General features: G+C 71.0%; 24 protein-coding genes. 12 read left to right on the top strand and 12 right to left on the bottom strand.

Annotated features, from left to right (window positions below):
- Positions 1-175 precede the first annotated feature (175 nt).
- On the bottom strand, positions 176-1,285 hold the full coding sequence (locus OG974_RS31055) for an FAD-dependent monooxygenase (protein WP_331735114.1): 1,110 nt from the start codon (positions 1,283-1,285) through the stop codon (positions 176-178).
- A 202-nt stretch (positions 1,286-1,487) separates the two neighbouring features.
- Between OG974_RS31055 and OG974_RS31050 the strand changes: the two genes are divergently transcribed.
- Complete coding sequence (locus OG974_RS31050) at positions 1,488-2,450, top strand: TetR/AcrR family transcriptional regulator C-terminal domain-containing protein (RefSeq protein WP_327286216.1); 963 nt, start codon at positions 1,488-1,490, stop codon at positions 2,448-2,450.
- Positions 2,451-2,991: 541 nt separating this feature from the next.
- On the opposite strand, the gene OG974_RS31045 is transcribed toward OG974_RS31050, so the two are convergent.
- The gene (locus OG974_RS31045) at positions 2,992-3,585 is read right to left on the bottom strand and encodes an HD domain-containing protein (protein WP_327286550.1); all 594 of its coding nucleotides are present in this window, start codon (positions 3,583-3,585) and stop codon (positions 2,992-2,994) included.
- Positions 3,586-3,701: 116 nt separating this feature from the next.
- Here OG974_RS31045 and OG974_RS31040 point away from each other — a divergent pair, with 116 nt between their 5' ends.
- Together OG974_RS31040 and OG974_RS31035 are read left to right on the top strand one after the other, a co-directional pair.
- Entirely contained in the window at positions 3,702-4,382 is a 681-nt protein-coding gene (locus OG974_RS31040) for a DUF5701 family protein (protein ID WP_371647070.1), read from the top strand.
- Positions 4,383-4,451: 69 nt separating this feature from the next.
- The gene (locus OG974_RS31035) at positions 4,452-5,261 is read left to right on the top strand and encodes a maleylpyruvate isomerase N-terminal domain-containing protein (RefSeq protein ID WP_331735109.1); all 810 of its coding nucleotides are present in this window, start codon (positions 4,452-4,454) and stop codon (positions 5,259-5,261) included.
- Positions 5,262-5,367: 106 nt separating this feature from the next.
- Here OG974_RS31035 and OG974_RS31030 read toward each other — a convergent pair whose 3' ends face one another.
- From OG974_RS31030 to OG974_RS31020, 3 genes are all read right to left on the bottom strand, one after another.
- Positions 5,368-6,648: an MFS transporter gene (locus OG974_RS31030; protein WP_331735105.1), complete on the bottom strand. Its 1,281-nt coding sequence runs from the start codon at positions 6,646-6,648 to the stop codon at positions 5,368-5,370.
- 41 nt (positions 6,649-6,689) lie between these two features.
- On the bottom strand, positions 6,690-7,232 hold the full coding sequence (locus tag OG974_RS31025; RefSeq protein ID WP_371647360.1) for a helix-turn-helix domain-containing protein: 543 nt from the start codon (positions 7,230-7,232) through the stop codon (positions 6,690-6,692).
- A gap of 505 nt (positions 7,233-7,737) precedes the next feature.
- On the bottom strand, positions 7,738-8,757 hold the full coding sequence (locus tag OG974_RS31020) for a toxin glutamine deamidase domain-containing protein (protein ID WP_327286213.1): 1,020 nt from the start codon (positions 8,755-8,757) through the stop codon (positions 7,738-7,740).
- A gap of 182 nt (positions 8,758-8,939) precedes the next feature.
- Here OG974_RS31020 and OG974_RS31015 point away from each other — a divergent pair, with 182 nt between their 5' ends.
- Together OG974_RS31015 and OG974_RS31010 are read left to right on the top strand one after the other, a co-directional pair.
- Positions 8,940-9,551, top strand: coding sequence for a GNAT family N-acetyltransferase (locus OG974_RS31015; protein ID WP_331735097.1), 612 nt, complete (start codon positions 8,940-8,942; stop codon positions 9,549-9,551).
- Entirely contained in the window at positions 9,548-10,594 is a 1,047-nt protein-coding gene (locus tag OG974_RS31010) for a S66 peptidase family protein (RefSeq protein ID WP_327286211.1), read from the top strand. Before OG974_RS31015 ends, OG974_RS31010 begins: the two co-directional genes overlap by 4 nt.
- Before the next feature lie 373 nt (positions 10,595-10,967).
- On the opposite strand, the gene OG974_RS31005 is transcribed toward OG974_RS31010, so the two are convergent.
- Both OG974_RS31005 and OG974_RS31000 read right to left on the bottom strand, forming a co-directional pair.
- Positions 10,968-12,125 carry a serine hydrolase domain-containing protein gene (locus OG974_RS31005; protein WP_331735094.1) on the bottom strand — a complete coding sequence of 386 codons (1,158 nt, stop codon included), beginning with the start codon at positions 12,123-12,125 and terminating at the stop codon, positions 10,968-10,970.
- 38 nt (positions 12,126-12,163) lie between these two features.
- Complete coding sequence (locus tag OG974_RS31000) at positions 12,164-12,835, bottom strand: DUF4097 family beta strand repeat-containing protein (protein ID WP_327286549.1); 672 nt, start codon at positions 12,833-12,835, stop codon at positions 12,164-12,166.
- Positions 12,836-13,088: 253 nt separating this feature from the next.
- Between OG974_RS31000 and OG974_RS30995 the strand changes: the two genes are divergently transcribed.
- Positions 13,089-13,826: a MarR family transcriptional regulator gene (locus tag OG974_RS30995; protein ID WP_329316766.1), complete on the top strand. Its 738-nt coding sequence runs from the start codon at positions 13,089-13,091 to the stop codon at positions 13,824-13,826.
- Between the two features lie 5 nt (positions 13,827-13,831).
- Here the strand turns inward: OG974_RS30995 and OG974_RS30990 are convergent, their stop codons facing one another.
- Entirely contained in the window at positions 13,832-14,347 is a 516-nt protein-coding gene (locus tag OG974_RS30990; protein ID WP_329316764.1) for a DM13 domain-containing protein, read from the bottom strand.
- Between the two features lie 192 nt (positions 14,348-14,539).
- On the opposite strand from OG974_RS30990, the gene OG974_RS30985 reads away from it, so the two are divergent.
- The 3 genes from OG974_RS30985 to OG974_RS30975 all read left to right on the top strand — a co-directional run bounded on the left by OG974_RS30985 (position 14,540) and on the right by OG974_RS30975 (position 19,338).
- Positions 14,540-15,580, top strand: a complete 1,041-nt coding sequence (locus tag OG974_RS30985) for a vWA domain-containing protein (protein ID WP_329316762.1) — start codon at positions 14,540-14,542, stop codon at positions 15,578-15,580.
- 103 nt (positions 15,581-15,683) lie between these two features.
- Positions 15,684-17,339, top strand: a complete 1,656-nt coding sequence (locus tag OG974_RS30980; protein ID WP_371647056.1) for a PKD domain-containing protein — start codon at positions 15,684-15,686, stop codon at positions 17,337-17,339.
- Between the two features lie 142 nt (positions 17,340-17,481).
- Positions 17,482-19,338, top strand: coding sequence for an ABC transporter ATP-binding protein (locus OG974_RS30975; RefSeq protein WP_327286205.1), 1,857 nt, complete (start codon positions 17,482-17,484; stop codon positions 19,336-19,338).
- A 13-nt stretch (positions 19,339-19,351) separates the two neighbouring features.
- On the opposite strand, the gene dacB is transcribed toward OG974_RS30975, so the two are convergent.
- A complete protein-coding gene (gene dacB, locus OG974_RS30970) occupies positions 19,352-20,974 on the bottom strand; it encodes a D-alanyl-D-alanine carboxypeptidase/D-alanyl-D-alanine-endopeptidase (protein ID WP_331735088.1) in 1,623 nt (540 codons plus the stop codon).
- 103 nt (positions 20,975-21,077) lie between these two features.
- The gene (locus OG974_RS30965; RefSeq protein WP_331735085.1) at positions 21,078-21,872 is read right to left on the bottom strand and encodes an SDR family oxidoreductase; all 795 of its coding nucleotides are present in this window, start codon (positions 21,870-21,872) and stop codon (positions 21,078-21,080) included.
- Positions 21,873-22,022: 150 nt separating this feature from the next.
- Between OG974_RS30965 and OG974_RS30960 the strand changes: the two genes are divergently transcribed.
- Positions 22,023-22,604 (top strand): helix-turn-helix domain-containing protein, encoded by a 582-nt coding sequence (locus OG974_RS30960; protein WP_327286202.1) that lies wholly within the window; start codon positions 22,023-22,025, stop codon positions 22,602-22,604.
- Here OG974_RS30960 and OG974_RS30955 read toward each other — a convergent pair.
- The gene (locus tag OG974_RS30955) at positions 22,564-23,655 is read right to left on the bottom strand and encodes an alpha/beta hydrolase fold domain-containing protein (RefSeq protein ID WP_327286201.1); all 1,092 of its coding nucleotides are present in this window, start codon (positions 23,653-23,655) and stop codon (positions 22,564-22,566) included. The two genes, OG974_RS30960 and OG974_RS30955, sit on opposite strands and share 41 nt — an antisense overlap.
- A 182-nt stretch (positions 23,656-23,837) precedes the next feature.
- Here OG974_RS30955 and OG974_RS30950 point away from each other — a divergent pair, with 182 nt between their 5' ends.
- A complete protein-coding gene (locus OG974_RS30950; protein ID WP_327286200.1) occupies positions 23,838-24,311 on the top strand; it encodes a hypothetical protein in 474 nt (157 codons plus the stop codon).
- Positions 24,312-24,340: 29 nt separating this feature from the next.
- Here OG974_RS30950 and OG974_RS30945 read toward each other — a convergent pair whose 3' ends face one another.
- Positions 24,341-24,733, bottom strand: a complete 393-nt coding sequence (locus tag OG974_RS30945) for a nuclear transport factor 2 family protein (protein WP_327286199.1) — start codon at positions 24,731-24,733, stop codon at positions 24,341-24,343.
- A gap of 99 nt (positions 24,734-24,832) precedes the next feature.
- Between OG974_RS30945 and OG974_RS30940 the strand changes: the two genes are divergently transcribed.
- Positions 24,833-25,276, top strand: coding sequence for a MarR family winged helix-turn-helix transcriptional regulator (locus OG974_RS30940; RefSeq protein WP_327286198.1), 444 nt, complete (start codon positions 24,833-24,835; stop codon positions 25,274-25,276).
- The last annotated feature ends 84 nt before the right edge of the window (positions 25,277-25,360 follow it).

Raw genomic sequence — 25,360 nt, 5'->3', positions numbered from 1 at the left:
CGCGCCGACCCGGTCCGGCCCGGTCCGGTCTGGCGGTCCGGCCCGGTCTGGCGGTCCGAGGGTCCGGAGCTCCGGTGGTCCGGCCCCGTCGTGTTGCGTCCTTTCCTGTCCCGTCCCCTCCCGTCCTGTCCTGTGCGTGGCGGGGCGCGGGCGCGGGGGCGCGGGGGCGCGGGGTTCAACCGTCCAGCGAGATGGCGTTCTTGGCGTGCTCGACGGACGCCTCGGAGGCGGGCCCGCCCGGATTCTCCGTGGCCAGGGCCTGGTTGAGGGTGACGAAGGGGCGCATCCGCCGCTCGTATTCGGCGTACGCGGTGCCGTGGTCGCCGCCGCGGGCGCGGGCCCGGGCGAGGGAATCGGCCAGTACGTACGCACCGACGAGGGCGAGGCTGGTGCCCTGCCCCGACAGCGGGGAGGGGCAGTAGCCGGCGTCCCCGAGCAGGGTCACCCGGCCGCGCGACCAGCCGTCCAGGTGGATCTGGGCCATCGCGTCGCAGTAGAAGTCGGGCGCTTCCACGGCGGCCTCGGCGAGCCGGGTGCCGTTCCAGCGCAGGGCCGCGAGCTTGTCCGCGACGAGCCGGCGAAGGGTGTCGGGGGTATGGGCCAGCGGGCCGGACTCGAAGCCGAAGGCGACCCGGAGTTCGGTGTTGTGGCGTACGGGCATGATGCCGAAGCCCGCGTCCGCGTCGCGCAACCACATCTGCCAGTCGTCGAGGCCGAGGAAGTTGTCCGTGCCGAAGACGGACAGGTAGCTGCCCAGATGGTGCACGAACTGCTCCTCGGGGCCGAAGGCCAGGCGCCGTACGGTCGAGTGCAGTCCGTCGGCCCCGACCACGAGGTCGAAGGTGCGGGGCGGCGCGTGCGTGAAGTCGACGCGGACCCCCGTCCCGTGCTCGGCGAGCGCGGTGATGCTGTCGCCGAAGAGGTACTCGACGTCCGAGCGGGTGTGCTCGTGGACCATCCGTACGAGGTCCTCGCGCAGCAGCTCGATGTCGTCACCGTCGAGCCGGCCACTGCTGAAGGTGGCCTCGGTAGAGCGCCCGACCTCCTGTCCGTCGGGGCCGAGGATCGACATGCCGCGCATCTTGGTCCGTACGCTCCTGGCCCGCTCCAGCAGGCCCGTCCGCGCGACGACATCGAGCGCGACGCCACGGATGTCCACGGCCTGGCCGCCGGCGCGCGGGCCGGGGGCGCGCTCGACGACGGTCGGATCGAAGCCGTGCCGGCGCAGCCAGTGGGCGAGGACGGGGCCGGCGATTCCGCCGCCGGAGACGAGAACGGTCCGCATGGGAAGGCTCCTTGGCCGTGTGGTGTGGTGTGGTGCGTGGTGTGGTGCGGTGTGGCGTGTGCCGTGTACGCAACTGAACGTACGCCGTACGCGCAGCCCCCTCAACTGGCCAAACTGCCCTACTGACCTAACACAGTTGAGCTTCTGCCACCATCTTGGCTGCTAGCCTCTGTCCTAGTACAGCGAGAGAGGAACGGAGAACGTGACGCATCCCACACAGACGCAGGATGAGCCGCCCTACCTGCGCATCGCAGGAGAGATCCGCCGACGCATCACGGCCGGCGAACTCGCCCCCGGAGACCGGGTCCCGTCGACCCGTCAGGTCGCCAAGGAGTGGGACGTCGCGATGGCCACCGCCGCCAAGGCCCTGACCACCCTGCGGTTGGAAGGGCTGGTCGAGGCCCGCCCGCGCGCCGGCACGGTCGTGGCCGCGGGTGCTGCCGCGGTGGCGCCGCGCCGCCGGCCGTCACCCGCCCCGGCGCCGGAGGGTGACCTGACCCTCGACCGGATCGTCCGCGCCGCCATCGACATCGCCGACGCGGAAGGGCTCTCGGCGCTCTCCATGCGCGGCGTCGCGGCCCGGCTCGGTGTCGCGGCCATGTCCCCGTACAGGTACGTTCCCAGCAAGGAAGACCTCGTCCTGCTCATGGCCGACGCCGCCTTCGGCGAGGAGTCCTATCCCGCGGATCCCGCGGACGCCCCGGCCCCGGAGGACTGGCGTTCCCGCATCGAGCTGGGCGGGCGAACCCTGTGGGCCCTGTACCGCCGCCACCCCTGGCTGGCTCAGCTCGGCTCCCTGACCCGGCCGCTGCTGGTGCCGAACCTGATGGTGCACGGCGAGTGGGTACTGACGGCACTCGACGGACACGGCCTCGATCCGGCCACGCTGTTCGACATCCACGTACTGCTGTACAGCCATGTCCAGGGGCTGGCGGTGCACCTGGAGTGGGAGGCCCACGCGGAGGCGACCACGGGCCAGTCGGAGGACGAATGGATGGCCAACCGCGCCCCCGCCCTCCGAAAGCTGGTGGAGTCCGGCCGTTTCCCTGCCTTCACCAAGACGGTCGGGTCCTTCGAAGACGGCTACGACCTGCGCCTGGACGCCCTCTTCGAACTGGGCCTCAAGGCCCTCCTGGACGGCCTGACACCCGTCATCGAACGATAGGGCCGCACCGTCACCGCATGCCGCATGCCGCATCCACGGGAGCCGGCACGTCCTGCGTGCACGGCGGGGCCGTGCGGACACGACGCGTCGAGCAGCATCCTGCGCGTCGTGCAGGTCCGCGCCGGGCGATGCCCCGCCTTCGCCACCCGGTGCGTACGGCGAGTTCCATCGGGCCGAAGGTCCGCCGGCCGTCCTCGCGACGCACGTCCTGCGGTACGGGGCGGCCGGTCGGTCGGTCGGTCGGTCCCAGCAGCCCGTCTCCGCCCCGAGCGGGTACCCCGTGGGCCATGCCCGACGGGCCGGCCGTCGGACGCGGACGCGAGGGCGCCAAGGAAGGCCGGCCGGCGGGGCAGGGAACGGAACCCGCGGAACGCGGCGGCGACGCCCGCCCCGGTCTCGCCGTACGGCCGCCGGGCGAAGGCTTCGGCGTAGACCCGCCGGAACCCGGCCTCGGCCCTCGACCCTCGGCCCTCGGCCCTCGGCCCTCGCAGCAGCCGACCCCCGAGGCCGCTCGACGACGACTCCCTCCGTTCGCACCGCCTCAGTCGTGGATCGGGAACGATGCCTGGAACGCCAGGCGTTCGTCGGCCCCGGCCCCGATGCCGGCGAGGACCTCGTCGAGCGCGATGAATTCCTCCCACGCCGCCCGTCCGGACGCGCCGGCCAGCCGGGCGACGACGAGATCCTCCAGCTCGGGAACACGCTTGTTCTTCCAGATCTTGTCGGCGAGGCTCACCAACAGGTCCTCGAAGCCGACGGGCGACCGCGCCCACGACGCATGCGTCGCGGCGAAGCGGGCCAGCTCCGGGCTGACGCCGTGGCCGAGCAGCAGACTCCGCCCCGCCTCCTCGTGCGCCGCCCCGGGCCCGGAGAGCTCACGGACGTGCAGCGTCTTCCCCACGTCGTGCGTCGCCGCCCCGAAGAGCACCGCCTCACGGTCGAAGGCCACGAGGCGGTGGTCCCGCTCGACCCAGTCGACCAGCTGGTGCGCGACATCGTGGACGGCCCGCAGGTGCGCCGCCAGCCGTGGCGGACTTCCCAGCTCCACCAGAAGCCCTGCGACACGATCCGGCAGAGGGAGCAGAGACGGGTCGGCAGCGCCGCTCATGGCCCTCGACAAGACAGTGCTGGTCATCATCGCGTCAGGGTACTGACCCTCGGGGATTTCGCCCTCAGTGCCTGGGAACGTTGCGACGGGCCGGCTCGTTGGCCCGGGGTCCGCCGCTGCCCATGACGAACCACGGGAGTGCCGTGCCCAGTACCTCGTCCAGTACCTCGTCCAATGCCTCGTCCGGCGCCGCCTCCGTACCCGCGCTGCCCTCGCTCGCCGCGCAGGCCGAGCGCCTGATCGAGCTCGGGGTGCACGAGCTCGCGGGGGTGTCCGCCGAGACGCTGCGCGCCTACGCCGCGGATACCGACGGCGAGGGCGCGCTGCTCGCCGTCCACCCGGACCGCGCCGCCGCCTCCGCCCTCGCGCCGCTGCTGCGCCGCGACGGCAAGCCCGGCTTCGTCGTCGTCGACATGCCCGACGTCGACCGGTTCGCCCCGCTCGACGGCGTAGAGGTGCCCGACGCCCCCGTCTACCTCATCACCGGCATCGACCGCGGCGACCACATGGCCAACTGGAGCCCCGAGGAGGCGCTGCCCGCCCTCACCAAGGAGGACCGCACTCCGCTGCTCCTCACCGAGGGCATCCACTGGGTGCTCCAGCAGCCCGACGTCCTGGAGCGCAACCGCTGCTTCATGACGATCGGCTCCCGACTGCGCAAGGCGAACGGCGCCCTGGACGCCCGTACGCCGGCGATCTGGATCAGCAACGGCACGGGGCGGGACGGCCGGGAGCGGCGCAACGCCCCGAAGGTCGGCTGGTGCTGGTGGGGCAACCGCCACACCTGGCTCGGCTTCGCCTCCGCGACCGGCCGTACGTCCTGAGGCGCACGACCGGTGTTCCACACCGAAAATCCACTGTCCGTCGTGGGAGCGCGGTGATGGACAGCCCGCGTGGATAAGACTCCGGAGTTCCCCACCCTGTTGCGGCTGATCGCCGAACGGTCGACCGCGTTCCGGGCCACGGTCGCCTCCGCGGCCGACCTCGACGTGCAGGTGCCGACCTGCCCCGAGTGGACGCTGTTCGATCTGGTGCAGCACTTGGGCCACGTACACCGCCGCTGGGCCGCCATCGTCGCCGCAGGCCCTGACGCCACGCCTCCGGCCAAGTCCGCACCGGCGGGCGCCCCGGCCGCGCCGCAGGAGCGCGAGGCCCTGCTGGTTTGGTCGGCCGCGCGGACCGAGCAACTGCTGGCCGCGCTGCGGGAGGCCGGCCCGGATCGCGGTTGCTGGACGTGGTGGGGGGCGTCGCAGTCGCCGCAGACCTCGGGCGCCGTCGCCCGGCACCAGCTCCAGGAGATCGCGGTGCACACGTACGACGCCCGGATCAGCCTGGACGCCTCCCCGCTGCGGCAGCCACTGCCACTGCCCCTGCCGGACGAGGCGGCACTCGACGGTGTCGACGAGTTCTTGACCACTTGCTGCGCGACGACCGCCGCCTGGCCCCACGAGCCCGCCGTCGTCGACCACCACGCCGCCGAGGGCCGCTCCTGGCGCCTGTGGCTCTCCGCAGACGGCGCACGGACCGCCCGCCTCCCCGTCTCCAGCACGACGCCCGTCCCCGATACGGCCGACGCCTCGGCCCGAGGCACGGCCGGTGATCTGGTGCTGGCCATGTACGGCCGCATTCCGGTGGACTCGCTGGAGCTGGACGGCGACCGCCGCCTCTTCGACCTGCTCGTGGCCTGGAACCCGGACGCGTAGGACGAGTGCCGTAGCAGGACGGGAGCCCGGACAGCCCTGCCGGAACCCGACATGATCGAGTGGGCAGCGGGACGGCTGGTGGTGGACCAGAGTGCGTGAACAACGGCTACGTCGCTGTCGGCCGCCGGGGCAGTTCAGCGCGGCGCACCGAGCCCGAGGCGAGGATGACAACCGCGCCCAGAGCGGCGAAGGCTCCGCACCCGACGAACACCGGGGCAGCGCCCCACGCTCCAATCGCAGCACCGACCAGCGGGTAGCTCAGGGGCGCCAGACCGACCAGGGTGAGCATGACGACGGAGGTCACCCGGCCGAGATAGGCGGGGTCGGCGGCCGTCTGTACGAGGGCGTTGTCCAGGCTGCCGAAGACACCCGCGCTCAGCCCGATCAGCGCGGCCAGCACCGCGGCGGTCCACAGGGTCGGCACCAGCGCGATGGTCGCCGCTCCGGCGCAGCCCACCAGCAGTGACCCGGCCAGTAGAAGGCCGGCCCGAGGCAGCCAGCCGGCCACGGCGAGCAGCGCGGCGCTCGCCGCGGCCCCCGCGCCGAAGCTGCCGACGATCCAGCCGTAGCCGGAAGGCCCCCAACCGCGCTCGGCGTTGAGGAGCACCATGCCGACGCCGAGGATGCCGGTGAAGCCGAGTTCGCAGATGGCGCCGGCAGCGACGAGCGGGCCGATCAGGCGGTGGCGGCGGATGTAGCGCAGGCCGTCGAGCAAGTCGCCGCGTACGGTACCGGGCGCGGACGCGGTCGACGACTGCTGCTCGTCGCACATCCTGGGCGACCGCATCCGTAGCGTCAGCAGAAGCGGCAGGGACAGCGCGAAGAGGAGCCCGGCGGTGGTGAAAGCGGCCGCGACGCCGCCGAGCCCCATGGCCAGGCCGCCGATCGGCGGCCCGGCGATCTGACTCAGGCGCAGCGACAGGGACCGCATCCCGGTGACACGGGCGAGCTGGTCGGGACTGGTGATGCGGGGCGGGAGGGCCCCGACAGCGGGTACGAACAGTGCGTCCACGGCCCCGAACACGAGCGCCACCGCGACCAGGATCCACAGGGCAGGCGCCGTCAGTGCGACGGCGGCGGCCACCCCGAGGATGAGCAGACAGCGCAGCGCGTCGCTGCCGAGGACCACGCGGCGCGGTTCGAACCTGTCGGCGGCCACCCCGCCCCCGAGCATCAGCAACGCCCGCGGCAGCGCCCCGGCAGCCATGACGAGGCCGACCTCGGCGGGGCCGGCGCCCTTCTGGGCGGACCAGCCCAGGGCGGTGAAGTAGACGCTGTCGCCCACGAGGGACGCGGTGTACGCGGTGAGCCAGCGCAGCACGTTGCCGTCGCGGTGCGCAGGCGTGGTGACGCGTTGGGGCAGGGCTGATGTCTCTGGGGCGGCCAAGACGGGCTCCGGTGAGTCGGGGCGGAGTGGGGCGGGCGGTGTCAGGGCCGGAAGGGGAAGCCGTAGAGGTGCACGGAAACGTGCTCGCGGTGTTCGCTGGGTGCGCTGGGTTCGCCGACGGCCTTGGCGGGGTCGGCGGTCTTGCCGTGCTCCCGCCAGCGCCGGACCACCGCCTCAAGCTCGGCGTTCATCTCCGCGAGTTCGGCGTGGGTCAGGTCGAGCATCCATTCGGAGCTGAAGGCGGTGTCGGTCCACTCCTTGCCCCAGGCTGCCGTCTGGTCCAGGTACGTGCGGTACTGGGCGAAGCGGGTGTCGACGACGCTGCGGGTCACCGCCCCGACGGCGGCGACCCCCTCGGGCGTGTCCGTGAAGTCCGAGCCGCGAAAACCCCAGCCCTCCTCGGACGCCACCTGCCACCACCGCTCACGGCCGTCGGTGCTCCGGCCGCTCGCCTCGGTGACGAAGCCGTGCTCGGACAGTTTGCGCAGGTGGTAACTGACCAGCGACGGCGCTTGGTCGACCTGCTCGGCGAGCTGAGAGGCGGTCGCAGCGCCTGCGCCGTACAGCAGCCGGTAGAGCTGCATCCGCAGCGGGTTGGTGAACGCCTTCAGCCGGGACAGGTCAGTGATCTGCTCGGGCTTGGACCCGGACTCGGACTCGGACTCGGGGTCGGGGTCGGGGTCGGGGTCGGGGTCGGGGTCGGGGTCGGGCCGGCGCTCGTGCTTCGGGTGCATGCTCGGACCATAGATTCGAAAGATTAGTTGCGCAATATTTCTTTCGGAAATGTTGGATGGGCCGGTGTGCGGGGGTGGCCGTGCGAGGACGGTCGTCCGCGCGTGCGGCTGGGCGTCAGAGCTCGACGGCCGGGTACGTCTCGGTGTAGCTGCCGTGCCGTGCAGGTACGCCGCCGCCAAGACCTCGACCAGGGCGAGCAGGCCGAGCAGGTCCCATGGGGGTCGCGGGGGCCGGCGTGCCGAGTCGGGCGGCGGTCACTGCACGGCCGGACCGGACATCAGCGGTGGCGGACCACCCGGACCTCCCCCGGGTCGGCGTACGTGCGCGGAACCCGTCGAGCAGGCGTAGCCGCTCCTAGGCCTTGCGCAGCGCGGCCTCGAAGTCGTCGGCCCGCTCAGCGCCGCCGGGACGTACGCGGGCGAAGACCAGCTCCAGCAGGCCGGCCGTGTCCAGGCGGGCCAGGCCGCCGGTCATCCCGTCGAGGAACGTCACGGCGCCGCCGTTGTTGTGCGCGTACAGCAGGTGTCCGCTGACCTCGACCCCGCGGAGGGCCCGCCGCACCCAGACCACGCCCTGCGTGTCCGGCCCGGTCTCCTCCGCCCTCCGGACGACCTCGTCCCAGGTCGCGCAGCGCAGTTGTTCGGAAGCGGGGAAGTGGCGTCGCAGCAGCAACTCCCACCATCCCGGAGCCTCGTGCGCCGGCTGCCACGGCAACGGGCACGAGGGGGCCCCGGCGATGGCCGCCGCCATGGTGACCACGCACCCGCGGGCGTTGAGGCGTCGCGCCTGCGTCTGCGGATCGCGCGACTCCGGGTTCTGCGTGTACGCGGCGGCGTCCCTCCAGGGATCATCGGCTGCCGGATGGAACGGTGTACCGGGCTCCTTGGGCACGACCAGCGAAGCGGTCAGCATCGGCGTGCGCGGATATCCCGGCTGTGCGGTGGTCCTACAGGCGAACAGCCACGTTCCGGCATCCTCGGCAACCGGCTCGGTCGTCACCAGTTCGACCAGTCCGTGATAGGTGCTCAGCAGCCACTTGAGCGCCCCTTGCCACGGTTCGGCCTTCACGGTCCCCGCCTTGCCGGCCGTCACCCAGTCGCTGTGCCGTACGTAGGCGAAGTACTCGTCCAGCGGCAGGTGTGAGGGCGGAAAACGCACCCCCGAACCGTCGTGGGGAACGAGCACCAGATGGGTCAGCGGTCCGCCCACGGCGCCACCCGGATCGGAGCTCTGCCGGGTGTCGTACCTGATCAGCCAGGCGAGATCGGTCTCCTCGCTGAGCTCCGGCCGCACGACGACCGTCCAGGGCTCATGGGCGAACGCTTGCTCAAGGTAGGGCCGCGCCGCTTCCACGGCCTCGTTCAACGTGGGCATTTCCGATTCCTGACTTGCGCTATCGATGGGGAACATGCCGAAGCGGTGCGTGGGTCTGGTCCGCGCCGTCGCCGCGTCGTCGGGGCCATCGTGGCGACTGCAGCGAAGTGATCACGCGCACGTTGCGGAGGCTACCCGAAAGGCAGTTGCGGCGGCCGGGGCCAGCTGTTCGGATCGCTCCCATGGATGCCCGCCTGGAAACCGACCGGATGACGCTGCGCCGCTTCACCGGGGCGGACGTCGATGACCTGGCCGCCCTGCACGGTCACCCCGACGTCATGCGGCACATCGACGACGGCCGCCCCGTGGCCCGCGCCGTGGTCGAGCAGCAGACCCTTCCGCGGTTCCTCCGTGAGTACCGGGAACTTCCCGGCGGGCACGGCTGCTTCGCCGCGGCGGAGAAGGGCTCGGGTGCGTTCCTCGGCTGGTTCTCCCTGCGTCCGGCGACCAGCGTCGGTCTCGACGGCGGGACGGAACTGGGCTACCGGCTGCTGCCTTCGGCCTGGGGCCGCGGGTACGCCACCGAAGGCGCGCGGGCTCTGATGTCGCGGGCCTTCACCGACCTGGGCGCGGAGCGGATCGTGGCCACCACGATGACCGTCAACGCCGCTTCCCGCCGGGTGATGGAGAAGGCGGGCCTCTCACTGGTCCGCATCTTCTTCGAGGAGTGGCCCGAGTACATCGAGGGGGCCGAGCACGGCGACGTGGAGTACGCGATCACGCGCGAGGCCTGGACCGGCACCAGGAACACGCCCACGACCAGGAACGCGATCAGGAACAGGAACGGGCAGTGACCACTCCCGCGTATCCCCCCAAGCCCGTACCCGGCGACCGCATCGCGGTCATCTCGCCCTCGTCCGGCCTGCCGGGGCTCCTCCCGCTGCCGTACGAGCTGGGGCTCACGCGGCTGCGCGAGGATTTCGGGCTGGAACCGGTGGAGTACCCGGCCACGCGCAAGATGGGCTCCACACCCCGGGAGCGGGCCGACGACATCCACGCCGCGTTCGCCGACCCGACCGTGAAGGCGGTGATGGCCTCCATCGGCGGGGAGGACCAGATCACCGTGCTTCCCCTGCTGGACCGCGAGCTGATCCGCGCCAACCCCAAGCCGTTCTTCGGCGCGAGCGACAACACGAACCTGCTGCTCTTCCTGCACAACCTCGGCATCGTCGGCTATCACGGCGCCTGCGTGATGACCGAGATCGGCCGCCCGTACGCCCTCCACCCCCTGACCGCCGACTCGGTGCGTGCGGCCCTGTTCACGTCGGGCCCGTACGAACTCCGCCCGGCCCGGCGCTACCGCGACACCGACCGTGACTGGGCCGACCCGGCCACCTTCGCCACGGAGCCGGACTCCCAACCGGGTGACGGCTGGATCTGGCACCGGCCCGACCGGCTCGTCGAGGGCCGTTCCTGGGGCGGCAACCTGGAGATCCTGTCGTGGCTCCTGATGGCCGACCGCGAGATCGAACGCGTCCCCGCCGCGTACGAGGGCCGCGTGCTGTTCCTGGAGACGTCGGAAGAGATGCCGAGCGCGGAAGACGTCTTCCGGATCCTGCGCAACATGGGCGAACGGGGCCTGCTGGAGCGCTTCCCGGCCCTGTTGACGGGCCGCGCCAAGGCGTGGTCCTTCCAGCAGCCGAACGACGCGGACGCCAAGCGGCGCTACGCCACCGAGCAGCGCGAGGCGGTGCTGCGCGCGCTGGCGGCGTACGCTCCGCGCACCATGGCGGTGTTCGACGTCGACCTGGGGCACACCGATCCGCAGCTCGTGGTCCCTTACGGCGGATCGGTCAGCGTGAACGGCCCGGAGCGCCGGATCACGGTCACGTACTGACACCACCCTCCACGCGGGTCTCACCCGACTCCAACCAGGGCTCGGAGACCGTCCCCGTACGTGCCCCCGGCGGGCAGCTCGCTCGGGTCGAGCTCGGCGAAGACCAGGTCCCGTCCTCGCCGAGTCCAGGGCTGCCGCGCCGCTGCTGCGTATCGGCGGCTACGCCCTGAGCCTGGCCGTCGCCACCGCCCTCTTCCTGGTCTCGGCGGTCGTGTGGAGACCGACGCCGACGTCCACGCGACGCCCCCGCCGACCTGATGTCGATCACCCTCCGTCGCGGCACCCGCCTCGAAAGGCGCACCGCCACCCCGTGAACGGAGGTTCTAGGAGCCGGTCGTGCCGAGCCTGCGCGACAGCCCGTATGTGCCGGCGTTCAGGGCTTCGGCGTGGAGGGGGCGGTGGGGAAGACCGCGGCCGTGAGGGTTCGCGTCGCCTCCTGGTAGGCCCCGGCCAGGGACATCGTGGCGTCGTCCACGTAGTTCAGGGAGGCGGTCAGGGTCTTCTTGCCGTCGGGCGTGCTGTACATCAACCCGCCGTGGCCCGCGATGCCGCCGTTGTGGGTGATGAGGGTGACGCCGTCGCGGCCCGTGTCCTGCACGAACACTCCCAGGCCGTATCCCGCCTTGGGGTGCGTCTCGTACATCTCGGCCAGCAGCGGAGCCGGGAGGAGCCGGCCGCCCGTGAGCGCGGAGATGAAGGTGTGGAGGTCCTGGGTGGTGGAGATCATGTCGCCGCCGGTGGAGATCCAGGAGGGGTTCTGGCGGGTGACGTCGACCGTCTCCTGCCGGCCGGCGTCCTCGTACCGGTAGTAGGCGTGGGCGTGCGGCCCGGAGATGTCCGTCGAGGTCTCCGGTACGACGGTGCCCGACAGCCCGAGCGGCTCCAGGACCAGCCGCTGCATCTCCTCGACGAACGGGCGGCCGGTGGCCCGCTCGACCAGCAACCTGGCCAGGACGTAGTTGGTGTTGGAGTAGCTCCAGTCCGTGCCCGGTGCGAACCGTGCCGGCTTGGACAGCGCCAGCCGTACCAGTTCTTCCGGCCGGTGGGTCTCGAAGCGGTTGTCCACCCATGCGCGGCCCTGCCAGGGGATGCCCGGCACGACGGTTCCGTCCTCGTAGTACTCGCCGGTGAAGTTGAACAGGCCGCTGGTGTGCTGCAGCAGCATCCGTGCCGTGATCCGCCGGTCCAGCCCGAACTCCGCCAGGTGGTCGTCCGCCGGGCCATCCAGCTCGATCCGGCCCTCGGCCACCAGGAGCAGTACGAGGGCCGCGGTGAAGGTCTTGGTGTTGCTGCCGATCCGGAACCGCCCCTCGGTCGGCGGCTTGGCGCTCCCGCCCAGCTCACCCACCCCGGCGCTGCCGACCCAGTGGCCGCGCTCGTCGTGCACCCGCATCGTCACCCCGGTGAAACCGGAATCGACGATGGCCTCGATGGCCTGCTGCAGCTCCGGGCGGTCCTGCCCCGCGGAGACGGATTCGGAGACGGATTCGGATGCGGATTCGGATGCGGATGCGGATGCGGATTCAGGCATGATCGTTTCCCTTCCCACTGTCGTCGTTCCGCCGGCGCTCAGAGGCTGCGGGCGGTGATGTCGCCCTGGGTGGTGGTCGCGTGGATGCCGAGGGCGGCGTCGGGACCGTCGGCGTTGGTGAGGGTGTTGTGGATCCGGCCGTAGGCGGTGCCGGCGTCGAGGGTGGCGGAGGTTCCGCGGGCGGCGCCGACCGCGATGTCGCCCTGCTGGGTGTTCAGGGTGACCGTGCCGCGCACGGCCTCGGTGATCCGGATGTCGCCCCTGGCGGTGCTGATCTCGGCCGGGCCTCCCAGGCGACCGATGGTGACGTCACCGTCGAGGAGGGTCAGGCGGGCGCCGGCGGCCTCGTCGATCCTGACCGGGCCCTGTGCACCGTCGAAGGTGACCTCTCCGAGGCGCCCGACGCCGCGGAGTTCGACGGCGGCGGTCTTCGCCTCGACGTGGGAGCCGGCGGGCAGTTGGACCGTGACCTCCAGGGATCCGGAGGCACCGAAGAGCTGGTTCTTCGCTTCCGGAGCGGCGATCCGCAGGACCCCGTCGCGGTACTCGACCGTGGTCTGCTCGGCCGCCTTCACGTCACGGCTCTTCGAGGCGTTCGCGGGCAGGACCTCCACCGTGGTGTCCGTCCGGTCCGCCGCGATGAACCGGACCAGCCCCGCGGGGACGTCCAGGACGGCGGAGACGGGGGCGGGGGTGTCGAACTTCAGCATCATGCACTCCGGGTTTCTGTATCGCGCACCTCTTGGCGCGCTGTTTCCGATGACAGAAACACTACGTTGCGTTCATCAATACGAGAATAGCCAGATTGCATTGCATTGCCATTACACCAGGTCAGAGGCGCACAATCATTGCAATGGAATGACACCTAACGCAATGAACCTCCACCCTACCGTTGCAATGGGATGAAGCTGAACGCTAAGCTGGAGGCGTCCGGGGCCACCAACGACCGCAAAGGAGACCGCGATGCCGGGAGGCAGGCTCACCCAACAGGAGCGCCGACAGATCGCCCTGGGGGTGACCGACGGACTCGCCTACGCGGAGATCGCCCGGCGCCTCGACCGTCCGACGTCCACGGTCACGCGCGAGGTGATGCGCAACGGCGGCCCCACCGCCTACCGCGCCGAGTCGGCCCACCGCGCCACCGAACGCCGTGCGCAGCGGCGCCGGCAGCCCGTGCCCCTGGGGCCGCAGGCACCCGGGCGGGCCGACGGGCCCGACGCCGAAGCCGTGCGCGAGTACGAGGAGGAGACCTTCACCACCGTCCTCATGCAGACGGGCATGCCCAGGATGACGGCACGGGTGCTGGCCTGCCTCTGCACCAGCGACAGCGGCAGCCTCACCGCGGCCGAACTCGTCCGGCGCCTCCAGGTCAGCCCGGCCTCCGTCTCCAAGGCGATCGCCTTCCTCGAAGCCCAGGGCCTGATCCGCCGGGAACGCCACGAAGGCCGCCGCGAGCGCTACGCCGTCGACGACGACGTCTGGTACCAGTCCACGGTCGCCAGTGCCCGCGGCACCGCCCGGCTCGCCGACATCGCACGGCAGGGCGTCGGCGTCCTCGGCCCCGGCACCCCTGCCGGCGCCCGCCTCGAAAACATCGCCCGCTTCGTCGACTTCGTCTCCGAGAGCATCGTCCGCGCCGCCGACCAAGCGCGCGACATCCTTCACACCCGACCCGAAACGGCCCCGGACAGCGGGGCCTGAGCCGCTCAGGTGGACCGTAGGGGTGCTGCGCCGAACGAGACGTCGAAGCGGTCGCACCAGATGGTGACGCTGCTGTAGTCGGCGATGTTCACCTCGGCGGGGACGGTGTAGTTCTGGTCGCCCTTGTTGCCCTTGAGCTTGCCGAGGCTCACGTGCTTGCCGTCGGCGAACACGCGCCAGCCGTCCACCCCTTCCTTCACCGGTGCGTCGCTGAGCCAGACGCGCAGGTCGGGGCCGTTGCTCGTTTCGAGGTTCTCCAGGCGCAGGGTGTGTGAGCCGTCCGGGAGCCGGACGAGCTTCGCCGTGCCCGTGGTGCTGTGCTCGTGGCTGATCAGTACGCCGGCGGCGACGGTCCGCGCGGCGGGGGCGGCACTGCTCGCTCCGGTGGGGGCGCCGTGCGCGGTCGGTGAGGCCTCCCGGACCGTCTGGTCCTGCCACAGCTTCCACGGCTGGAACCAGTACAGACCCGCGCCCAGCACCACCACGGCAGCGATCAGAGCGGTGACCATGCGTCGTGTCATGACGATCCTTCATCCATCCTCGGCAGTACGTGACGGTCATTCAACGCGGCAGCGAGGCCGCAGACCATCCGCGGACCGATGACGAAACCCTTACGGCGTGCGCGCACCTGCGTCGGGCACGGCCGCTCCCCCTCGATTGTCAGTGGTGGGTGAGAAGGTTGGAGCATCCAGTCGGAAAGAGGGGGAGCGGCCATGTCCGGAAACCAGAACTACATCAATCACGTTGCTCTTGTGTTGGATGCCAGTTCTTCGATGTCGCATCTGAACCGTAAGGTCGTCGAAGTCGCCGACCAGCAGATTGCATATCTGGCGCGCCGGTCGCAGGAATTGGACCAGGAAACCCGTGTCACGGTGTACGTCTTCGCCGACAAGGTGGAGTGCATCATCTACGACAAGGACGTGCTGCGGATGCCGTCCCTGAAGCAGCTCTACCGGGTCGGTGGCATGACGGCTCTGCTGGCGGCCACGCTGAAGTCGCAGCGGGAGCTGGCGCAGACGGCGCAACTGTACGGCGACCACAGCTTCCTGACGTTCGTGCTGACCGATGGGCAGGAGAACGCGAGTCACCGCTGCGTGGACGCCCCTTCCAAGGACCCGCGTGAACTGGTGCAGGCCGTGTCGCAGCTGATCGCGACGCAGGCGGACAACTGGACGCTGGCCGTCCTCGTGCCGGACCAGATGGGCAAGCGCGAGGCCATGCAGTGCGGTTTCCCGAAGGACAACATCGCCATCTGGGACGCCACGAGCACGCAGGGTCTGGAAGACGCCGGCGAGGTCATCAAGCAGGCCACCGAAAAGTTCATGGTGGGCCGCTCCCAGGGCATTCGGGGATCGCGGGCAGTGTTCTCCATGGGTGCGGACACGGTGAACGAGGACACCATCAAGGCGGCCGGTCTCACCCCGGTCGATCCGTCGGGATACCAGCTGATTCCGGTGGCTCGTGACGCGGGAATCCGGGAATGGGTCGTCGAATCCGGGAACACTTATCGCACCGGTTGTGCGTTCTATCAGCTGAGCAAGTCGGAAAAGGTCCAGGCGCGGAAGCAGATTGCGGTGCTGGAGAAGAAGACGGACCGCGTGTTCACGGGACCGGAGGCGCGTGCCCTGCTCGGCCTGCCGGACGTGGAGGTCCGCGTCAAGCCCGACCACAACGACGACTTCACGATCTTCGTGCAGAGCACCAGCGTGAACCGGAAGCTCGTACCGAACACGCGGCTCCTGCTCATGAGCTGACGCCTCGGAACCTACCGGGTGGGGCCGGGGGTGACATGTAGGCTGACTACGACTTTTGTGAACAAGTTCAGGAATTGGGGGGCCGGTGTACCGACACCGCGTCATGATCTCCGCTGCCGTCGTCGCGGCAGCAATCGGCTTCATACCCGCCACCGCGCAGGCGGCGGGGCCGTCCGCCGAGCCCGGCCGGTCCACGGCCACGGCCGGTTCCGCGCAGAACACCTCCGCACAGAACACCTCCGCGCAGGATGCCTCCGCGCAGGCGGCGGCCAAGGATGCCGCCGCGAAGGACACCGCCGCGAAGGGCGCCAACGCCAAGGCCGGCAACGCCGGGGCCGAGTACTTCGAGGTGGGCATGGGGACGTCCACCTCCTACGCGCACACCATCGGACTGGCGACCTCCGTCAGCACCGACCAGGCCAACAGCTACGCCTGGTACACCGTCGACTGGGGCGACGGCACCACCAACGAGGAGTTCGGCAAGGCCGACGAGCTCGTCTACCTCAAGCACACGTACGCCGAGGTCGGCTCCCACAAGATCACGATCACGGCGACCGACAAGATCGCCAAGCTGACGTCCACCACCACCAAGGACGTCGTCGTGGACGGCTCCGAGTTCACCCCGCACGCGCCCACCCGGCTGCTGGACACCCGTGACGGCACCGGCGCGCCGGCCGCCGGCCCCGTCGGTGCGAACGGCACGACCCGGGTGAAGGTCGTCGGCAACGGGGGCATCCCCGCCGGGGTGACCGCCGTGGCGCTGAACATCACGGCCACCAACGCCTCGGCGGGCGGGCACGTCATCGCGTACGCCTCCGGCAAGAAGCAGCCGGCCACCTCGAACGTCAACTTCGCGGCGGGGCAGACCGTCCCGAACCTGGCGATCGTGCCGGTCGGTGAGGACGGGTACGTCGAGCTGGCCAACCGCAGCGTGGGTTCGGTGGACCTGATCGCCGACGTGACGGGCTACTTCACCCGCACCGCAGCCAGTGGCTACACCTCCGTCAAGCCGTCCCGGCTCGTCGACACCCGGCAGGGGCTCGGCACGGCCATGGGCCAGGCCGCAGCGCAGAGCACCTTCGGCGTGCAGATCGCCGGTCAGGGCGGGCTGCCGGCGGGCGTCACGGCCGTGGCCCTCAACGTCACGGTGACCGACCCGAAGGGCGCCGGTCACCTGACCGCCTTCCCGAGCGGCCAGCAGGCGCCGTCCACGTCGAGCGTGAACTTCGCCGCCGGGCAGACGGTCGCCAATGCGGTGATCGTGCCCGTCGGGCCGGACGGAAAGATCAACATCCGCAACGGCGCCTGGAGCCCGACCGACGTGATCGTGGACGTCACCGGCTACTACAGCGCCGACGGCAAGGCCGCCTACCTGCCGATGGAGCCCGAGCGCAAGTACGACTCGCGGGCCGGCAGCTTCCCCCTGCCCCTCGCCGGCCAGAAGTACCACACCGAGACCGTGTGGACGTCGGGCAGGGCGCTGGAGGCCCTCGTCCTGAACACGACGGTGACCAACCCGCAGGGCAGCGGGCACCTCTCGGTCGCACCGGACCCGAACACCATGGACGACTACATCTCCGGCAAGGCGGTCAAGCCGACCCCGCCGGACTCGTCCGTCCTGAACTGGACACCGGGCACCACCGTCTCCAACCTGGTCCAGGCGAGCACCGGAACCACCGGTGTCATCGACTTCTGGAACCAGGGCTGGGATCAGACCGACCTGATCGTCGACCTGTACGGCATGTACGACAAGAACTGACCTGAAGCGCTGCTCGACGGCCGCCCGCCCCTTCCGGGGGCGGGCGGCCGTCTTTGTCACCCACACGGAAAACGCTTGGACGGCGTCGATACCGGCGCGGGACACTGCGAATTCCGCTACTGGACGACTACACAGGGTTGCCATGGAACCGTCTGCATCACGAGGAGGCCCACCCGGCAGGGGATCGGTGGTCCTCGCACTTCGTTACTACGGCAGGGAGTTGGCGCGGCTGCGGTGGTGGACGGCGCCCGCCATGCTGCTGCCTGCCGTCGGCAACATCGGGATCAACTACATCGCGCCGCTGATCGTCGCGAAGCTCGTCGGCCGGATCGCCGACGATACCGCCGGCGGTCTCGGCCTGGGGCCGGCGCTCCCGTACGTCCTCGCCTTCGCCGGTGTCCTGCTGCTCTCCGAGGCCGCGTGGCGCGCCGGCCTGCACTGCCTGAACCGGCTCGACGCCCTCGGGATCGAGAGCCTGTACGTCATCGGCATGGACGAGCTGTTCGCGAAGGACGCCGCGTTCTTCCACGACAACTTCGCCGGTTCACTGACCAAGCGGGTCCTGAGCTTCGCCTCCCGCTTCGAGGAGTTCGTCGACACGCTGACCTTCTCGGTCGTGGGCCGGTTCGTGCCGCTGCTGTTCGGGGCGGTGGTGCTCTGGCGCTACGAACCGCTGCTCGTCGTCGCGCTCCTGGTCATGATCGCGGTGACGGGGGTGTGCGTACTGCCCCTCGTACGGCGCCGTCAGGCGCTCGTCAACCGGCGCGAGGAGGCGATCGCCCGGGTGTCGGGGCACGTCTCCGACAGTCTGATGAACATGGACACCGTCCGCGCGTTCGGTGCGGAGGACCGCGAGGCCGCCGAGCACCGCTCGCGGGTGGCGCGCTCGCGCGGGCTCATGCTGCGTTCGTGGGACTACGGCAACCTGCGGATCGACACCGTCGTCGCTCCGATGTCCGTGGTGACCAACGCGCTGGGCCTGCTGCTCGCCGTGACGGCCGTATCGGTCTCCGGGGCCGGGCAGGGGCACGGCGTGGAGGCGGTCGTGGTCGCGTTCACGTACTACTCCAACGCCACGCGGATCATGTTCGAGTTCAACCAGATCTACCGGCGGGTGGAGAGCTCGATGACGGAGGCCTCGCAGTTCACGCAGCTGCTGCTGACGCCGCCCACCGTACTCGACCCGCCGTCGCCGGAAGCGGCGCCGGAGCCGGAACGGGCCGGCGCGGTGCGGTTCGAGAAGGTGACCTTCGCGCACGCGGGCGCGGAGCCTTTGTTCGAGGGGCTGGAGCTGGCCGTGCCCAGCGGGGCGAAGATCGGGCTGGTGGGCCGGTCCGGCGGGGGCAAGACCACGCTGACCCGGCTGCTGCTGCGGATGACGGACATCGATTCGGGCCGGATCCTGATCGGCGGTCAGGACATCAGCAGGATGCGCCAGCGTGACCTGCGCGCCCTGATGGCCTACGTTCCGCAGGACCCGGCGATGTTCCACCGCACGCTGCGGGAGAACATCGCGTTCGCCCGGCCGGGCGCCACCGACGCCGAGGTCCGCCGTGCGGCCGAGGCGGCGCACGTCACGGAGTTCGCCGACGCGCTGCCGGACGGCCTCGACACCATGGTCGGTGAGCGCGGCGTGAAGCTGTCCGGCGGGCAGCGCCAACGGGTCGCGCTCGCCCGAGCGATCCTGCGCGACGCGCCGATCCTGCTGCTCGACGAGGCGACCAGCGCCCTGGACTCGGAGAGCGAGATCCTCGTCCAGGAGGCGCTGTGGCGCCTGATGGAAGGGCGGACCGCGCTCGTGGTCGCGCACCGGCTGAGCACGGTGGCCCACATGGACCGGCTCGTCGTCCTCGACCGCGGCCGCATCCTCGAACAGGGCACGCACCGGGAGCTGCTGGCCTGCGACGGCACCTACGCGAAGCTGTGGCAGCACCAGTCGGGCGGCTTCCTCGACGACGCGCCCTCCCCCGCCCCCTCGCCCTCTTCGGATCTGCGGTGATCCGCCGGTCCGGTCACGGCGACTCCTGGAGGTACGCGGCGATCAGGGCCAGGTCGTTGGCGATGGACAGGACGTCGACGGGGTCGGCGGTCGGGGTGGAGGCACCGTTGACGCCCGCGTAGAAGGTGTCGAAGCGGCCGCCGCCCTTGTCGAGGTAGCCGGCGATGGTGATCGCGCCGACGGCCAGCCGGTCGTTGAGGGAGTCCCCGCCGACTGCCGCACCGGTCTTGCCGAAGACCTTCCCGCGCGCCGGGCAGCTGCGGCAGTTCTCGGCCAGCAGACCGTCGACGCCGAGGATGGGCAGCGCCTCCCGGAAGCGTTGTGCGTCCGGGGTGCGCTGCCAGTACGCCAGCATCTGCACGAGTGCCCGGGGGGTGGCCCGGTCGGCGGGGTTGCCGCCGCGGCCGTCCATGAGTTCGGCCTGCTTGCGGTCGACGCCGGCCCGGTCCAGGAAGCCGGCGAGGACCGGGAAGCCGTCGGCGCACTGGTGGCTGCCGGTGGTGACGGCCATGAGGCAGATGCCGAGGTTGGCGCCCAGGTTGTGGCTGACCTTGAGGATGAGCTTGGCGTACTGGTCGTAGGGGGGTGAGGTGTACGCGGCCACCCGCGGGCGGCCGTCGTACGAACGCGGCAGCCGGGCGGCGGGGTTGGGGCCGCTCGCGTCGGCGGTGACCCGTACGCCGGCCCGGGCGAGCGCCTCGATGAGCGCGGTGCGGCCGAAGGTGTTCGGGTCCGTGATGGGAGAGGTGCGCAGCAGCGGCTTGGCGTCCGCCGCGATGGTGCCGGACAGCAGGATGCGGGTGCCGCCGTCGGTGGCGGTCACGGTGATGTTCGTGGGTTGGCCGGCGGCGACCGTCTTGACCGTGGAGCTGACCCGGTACGGGGCGACCTTGGGACGCCAGTCCAGGCGGGCGGCGGCGCCCGCCCGGTCGCCGGGCGTGGTCAGCAGGTCGATGAGGTTGTCGTTGATGATCAGCGGGGTCGGGGTGGGGACGAGGACCGTGTCGGGGGCGAAGAGGCGGCTGTCGACGATGACGTCGCCCTCGACGCGGGTGATGCCGGAGGCGCGGACCTGCCGGGCGAGCTGGTCGATGCCGGCGAGGGGGTTCTCCGGAGTGAGGGTGGCTCCGGGGAAGTCGTTGGCGTAGGTGTGGTCGAGGTCGGTGTACGCCACGGTGCCGTCGGGCCGCGTCCGGCCGCCCAGGGTGAGGTCACCCTGGGCGACGAGGTCGAGGTCGCCGGTCAGCGTGGCGCCGTTGCGGTCGCCGACGGCGTAGACGGGCGTGACGAAGCGGTGGTCCGTGCCGAGGGTGCGCCAGGTACCGGAGACGGGGAACAGTTTCGCGGTGGAACCGGGGATGAAGAACTGCTCGGGGAACATGCTGTGCAGCACCCGCCCGTTGGCCGGCTCGGTCTGCAGGAGTCCCCACTGGGCGTGCCGGTACTCGGGCTTGCGCATGATCGCCGTGATGCGCGGGTCGAGCCGGCCCGGGTCGCCCGCATCGCCGTACGGCCACGGCGAGGGAGCGGGCGCGGCACGGGCGCCCGTACCCGAGGCGAGTGTCAACAGCAGCAGGGCGGCGAAGACGGCGGCCGCCCGGCGCCGTATCGCCGCAGCGCGTATCGGATGTCCCACAGCGCGCTCCGTTCGTCGCGGCTGTCATCTCCCGAGGCTCCGGGGCCTGTGAACAGGGTGGCACGGCACGATCCGGCGCGCACGTCACCCCGGGTGGACGCTGCTAGTCCTGCGCGGTGGGGCGGACGACGATGTCGCCCACGTCCACGTTGTCCGGCTGTTCGATGGCGTAGGCGATGGCGCGGGCTATGGCGTCCGGCGGGATCGCCGTCCTGTCCATGCGGGCGCGGACCTGGGCCTGCATCTGCGGTGGCATGGAGTCCGCGAATTCCGTGCGGGTGATGCCCGGCGAGACGACCGTGACGCGCAGGCTGTCGCCGGCCTCCTGGCGCAGGCCCTCGGAGAGGGTGCGTACGGCGTTCTTGGTGGCGGCGTACACCGCCTGGCTCGGGACGATCCGGAGTCCGGCCGTGGAGACGACGTTCACGAAGTGGCCGGAGCCCAGCTCGCGGAAGACCGGCAGGGCCGCGGCGATCCCGTACAGGACGCCCTTGAGGTTGACGTCGATCATCTTCTCCCAGTCCTCGACGCGGAGCTCGTCCAGCGGGGAGATCAGGCCGACCCCGGCATTGCCGACGAGGACGTCGATCCTGCCGAAGCGGTCGCAGGCCAGGTCGACGAGGCCGGTCAGGTCCTCGCGGAGCGTGACGTCGGTGCGGATCCACGCGGCTTCGCCGCCGGCCTGCTCGATGCGGGCGGCGAGGGCTTCGAGCCGCTCCGTCCGGCGCGCGCCGAGGACGACCTTGGCGCCGCGTTCGGCGAGCAGCAGGGCGGTCGCCTCGCCGATGCCGCTGCCGGCGCCCGTGATGGCGACTACCTTGCCTCGGATCCTTCCTTCGTTCTCGACTTCGTTCTTTCCGTCGTTCTTGCCTTCGTTCTTGCCTTCGATACCCGCCATGATCGGCACGTCCTTCCTCGACTTCCTCGGTGAATACGGGCAGGCCAGGGCATGCCCTAGAGTTAAGTGGAGGCGCCACCACTTAATGGAGACTAAGCGGGCGCGCCTCCACTTAGCAACCGACGGAGAGCGAAAGGACGGCCGACGCCGATGGGTCGGGACGCAGCACGCCCACTGAGGGCCGACGCGCAGCGCAACAGGGACAAGATCTTGGCCGCGGCGGTACGCGTGTTCACCGAGGAGGGTCTGGACGCGCACCTCGAACGCATCGCCAGGGAGGCGGGCGTGGGAACTGCGACCCTGTACCGCAACTTCCCCACCCGCGAGGCGCTCGTCGAGGCGGCCTACCGAAACGAGTTGGCGCAGCTGCGCGATGTCGTGCCCGAGCTGCTCGCGACGGGGTCGCCGTACGAGGCGCTGCGCGCATGGACCCGCCTCTTCATGGACTACGCCACGGCCAAGCTCGGCATGGCCGATGCACTGCGGGCCATCGCCGCTTCGGGGAGCAACCCGTACGCCCACAGCCACGACATGGTCCAGAGCGCCATCACCGAGTTGATGGACGCGTGTGCCGGGGCCGGGGCGATCCGGACCGACATCGGCCCGACCGACATGTTCGCGGCGCTCGCCGGCATCGCCCTCACCTCGGCGAGGCCCGAACAGCGGGAGCAGGCCGAACGCCTGCTGGACCTCACCCTGGACGGACTGAAGCGCACTCCGTCGGCACGTTGAGGAGGCGGCGCAGCCAGCGGGTGCGGGCCTCGCGGGCGTCGCGGGTGAGGGCCGCGTGTGGTGCCAGGCCGTCGAAGCCGTGGTAGGCGCCGGGCCACACGTGCAGTTCGGCCTGGCCGCCGGCCTGCCAGATGGCGTTCGCGTACGCCACGTCCTCGTCCCGGTAGATCTCGGCCGACCCCACCTCGATGTAGGCCGGGGGGAGTCCGGAGAGGTCCGTGGCACGGGAGGGGGCGGCGTAGGGCGGCAGGTCCGCGGCGCCGTGGCGCTCGCCCAGCAGGGCCTTCCAGCCGGTCGTGTTGGAGGTGAGGTCCCATACGCCGAGGCCGGTCATCTGGTGGCTGGAGAAGGTCTCGCCGCGGTCATCGAGCATGGGGCACAGCAGCAGTTGACCCAGGGCGGCGGGGCCGCCGCGGTCACGGGCCAGCAGTGCGAGGGCCGCCGCGAGGCCGCCGCCCGCGCTCTTGCCGCCGATGACGATGCGGTCGGCGTCGATGCCCAGTTCGGCCGCGTGGCCGGCCGCCCAGTGGAGTCCGGCGTAGCAGTCCTCCAGCGGCGCCGGGTACCGGGCCCCCGGCGCCAGACGGTACTCCACCGAGACGACGGCCAGCTGCAGGGGCAGTGCCCACTCGCGCAGGATCCCCGGGAGTACGGACCAGGCGTTGCCCATGACCATGCCGCCGCCGTGCATGTAGTACAGGAGGGGCAGCGGGCCGGCGAGCCCGGCCGGGCGCGCGCTGACGAGGGTGACGTCGGGTGAGTCCGGGGGACCCGGTACGCACAGTTCCGTCACCTCGAAACGGCCGTCGGCACGCAGGTCCCCGGCCGTGGGCCGGGGGCGGGAGACGGCGTCCCGCTGCTGCCGGGCCGCGAGGTTGTGGGGGGTGATCGGCTCCCTCGCCGCGTCGTCCAAGGCTTCCAGCGCGACGCGGAGTTCGGGGTCGAAGGGGGGTACGGGGGTGGTGACCGGGGCCGGGGCCGGGGCCGATGCCGGGGCGGAGGCCGGTGCCGGGGTGCGGTCGGCCCCCGCCGGGGCGCGGCGGACGCTCATGACTCGTCTTCCTGTCCGATGAGACCCATACGGCGCATCCCATCACGCGCCCGCCCCAACCTCCGGTGCCGGGTCGGCGCATGACAGCTGTCATAAGGCACGCGTGACCCCGGGCTCTGCCCCCGAGGCCCCTCCCCCGGCCAAAATAATGATCATCAAACCAATCACGGGGGCGCAGCACCATGGACATCCTGAAGAAGAAGACCGCGCAGGGCGCACCGGCCGAAGCGATCGACACCAGCACGATGACACCGGCCGACTACCGGCTTCCGCTGTGGTTCTTCGGCTTCGAAGGCGTTCTCGCGGCCGCGTTCGACATCCTGAAGGCCTTCCCTTCGGCGTGGCCCGTGCTGCTGATCCTGCTGGCCGTGAACATCACCGTCTCGCTGACGATGATGCGCAGGCGGCTCAAGCTCGCCAAGGCGCTGTGGCGCGGCAAGGAGACCCGCAGGGTCGCCATCGCGCTCGTCGCCCTGCGGATCGGCAGCCACTTCGTCCTCAACGCCCTGGGCCTGGCCGTCACTTCTACCCTGGGCCACGTGCTCTTCGCGGTCGTCATGGCTGCGGTGACGATCGGTCTGCTCGGCTACTCCCAGCAGACCGCCATCCGGGCCCTGACCACCACCCCCGCCCCGGCCCCCCGCCCCACCGCCTGACCACCGCACGGCGGCGAACCGGACCTCGGTCAGCGGGCGCTGCCGAGGGTGCGGTCGGCGGCGGAGCCCTGGAGCATCAGGGTGGTTTCCTCGATGCGGCTGAAGCGGCCGTCGGGGGCGAGGTCGGCGAACACGTAGACCTCCATGCGCACGGTCGAGCCGTCCTCCTTCGTGATGTCGACGGTGTGCCGGTCGGCGTACCGGCTGCCGTCGTACAGCTCCTCGTGCACCTCCACGCGGCCACCGGCGACGACGCCGCGCACGTGGGTGATGTGCTCGATGAACTCGGCCCGGTCGGCCCACTCGCCGTCCGTGCGCTGGCGGTACTCCGGGGTGAAGTGGAGGTCGGCGGCCTCCTGGACGGTGATGTCGCGGTTGAAGATCAGGTCGTTGAGGGCGGCCTCGATACCGGTGCGCGTCATGGGAGTTCCTTTGCAGGACGAAGGAAAGTGCGTGCGTTTCGCACGCATCTCGATCACTGTAGCAGCGATCGCGTGCGCCGCGCACGCTATTCTTGGGGCGTGGAGAACGAAGTAGGTCACGAGATCGCAGACGCGCTGGGCATCCTGCTCAGGCGCACCACCCGTACGCAGCTGCACCGGCAGCTCACCGAAGGCATGGGCGAGGGGGTGGACGAACAGACCTACCCGGTCCTCAGCGCACTGGCCCGGACCGGCCCCCGCAGCGCCGCCGACCTGGCCCCCGACGTCGGAATCGACCGCTCCGGCGTCACCCGCCGAGCCTCCCGACTGGAGGCCGCCGGCCTCATCCGGCGCGAGGCGGACCCCACCGACCGGCGCGCGCACCTGCTCGTCCTCACCGAGCAGGGCCGATCCGCGGTCGCGGAGCTGCGTACGCGGCTGGCCGCGCACATCATGAGCAGCCTGTCGGGGTGGCCGCCGGGCGAGGCCGCGAAGTTCGCCCACCAGCTACGCCGCTTCACCGCCGAGGGGCCCTTCGCCTAGGGCCTGTCGTCAGAGTGGCTGCGGGCGCCCCGAGCCAGCCGGGACTTTGACGGCAGGGCTTAGTGCCGGGAGCTTCCCGGACGC

Origin of the sequence: Streptomyces sp. NBC_00597, from assembly GCF_041431095.1 — a bacterium.
Taxonomy (GTDB): domain Bacteria; phylum Actinomycetota; class Actinomycetes; order Streptomycetales; family Streptomycetaceae; genus Streptomyces.
Note: the sequence above shows the minus strand (reverse complement) of the source record. Positions and strands in the feature narration are given on the sequence as shown.

Excerpts from the sequence above, each read along its gene's own strand:
- OG974_RS31055 (WP_331735114.1), bottom strand. The coding sequence starts at position 1,285 with ATGCGGACCGTTCTCGTCTCCGGCGGCGGAATCGCCGGCCCCGTCCTC.
- OG974_RS31045 (WP_327286550.1), bottom strand. The coding sequence starts at position 3,585 with ATGACCAGCACTGTCTTGTCGAGGGCCATGAGCGGCGCTGCCGACCCG.
- OG974_RS31025 (WP_371647360.1), bottom strand. The coding sequence starts at position 7,232 with ATGCAGCTCTACCGGCTGCTGTACGGCGCAGGCGCTGCGACCGCCTCT.
- OG974_RS31020 (WP_327286213.1), bottom strand. The coding sequence starts at position 8,757 with ATGCCCACGTTGAACGAGGCCGTGGAAGCGGCGCGGCCCTACCTTGAG.
- OG974_RS31015 (WP_331735097.1), top strand. The coding sequence starts at position 8,940 with ATGGATGCCCGCCTGGAAACCGACCGGATGACGCTGCGCCGCTTCACC.
- OG974_RS31005 (WP_331735094.1), bottom strand. The coding sequence starts at position 12,125 with ATGCCTGAATCCGCATCCGCATCCGCATCCGAATCCGCATCCGAATCC.
- OG974_RS31000 (WP_327286549.1), bottom strand. The coding sequence starts at position 12,835 with ATGCTGAAGTTCGACACCCCCGCCCCCGTCTCCGCCGTCCTGGACGTC.
- OG974_RS30995 (WP_329316766.1), top strand. The coding sequence starts at position 13,089 with ATGCCGGGAGGCAGGCTCACCCAACAGGAGCGCCGACAGATCGCCCTG.
- OG974_RS30990 (WP_329316764.1), bottom strand. The coding sequence starts at position 14,347 with ATGACACGACGCATGGTCACCGCTCTGATCGCTGCCGTGGTGGTGCTG.
- OG974_RS30985 (WP_329316762.1), top strand. The coding sequence starts at position 14,540 with ATGTCCGGAAACCAGAACTACATCAATCACGTTGCTCTTGTGTTGGAT.
- OG974_RS30980 (WP_371647056.1), top strand. The coding sequence starts at position 15,684 with ATGATCTCCGCTGCCGTCGTCGCGGCAGCAATCGGCTTCATACCCGCC.
- OG974_RS30975 (WP_327286205.1), top strand. The coding sequence starts at position 17,482 with ATGGAACCGTCTGCATCACGAGGAGGCCCACCCGGCAGGGGATCGGTG.
- OG974_RS30965 (WP_331735085.1), bottom strand. The coding sequence starts at position 21,872 with ATGGCGGGTATCGAAGGCAAGAACGAAGGCAAGAACGACGGAAAGAAC.
- OG974_RS30960 (WP_327286202.1), top strand. The coding sequence starts at position 22,023 with ATGGGTCGGGACGCAGCACGCCCACTGAGGGCCGACGCGCAGCGCAAC.
- OG974_RS30955 (WP_327286201.1), bottom strand. The coding sequence starts at position 23,655 with ATGAGCGTCCGCCGCGCCCCGGCGGGGGCCGACCGCACCCCGGCACCG.
- OG974_RS30950 (WP_327286200.1), top strand. The coding sequence starts at position 23,838 with ATGGACATCCTGAAGAAGAAGACCGCGCAGGGCGCACCGGCCGAAGCG.
- OG974_RS30945 (WP_327286199.1), bottom strand. The coding sequence starts at position 24,733 with ATGACGCGCACCGGTATCGAGGCCGCCCTCAACGACCTGATCTTCAAC.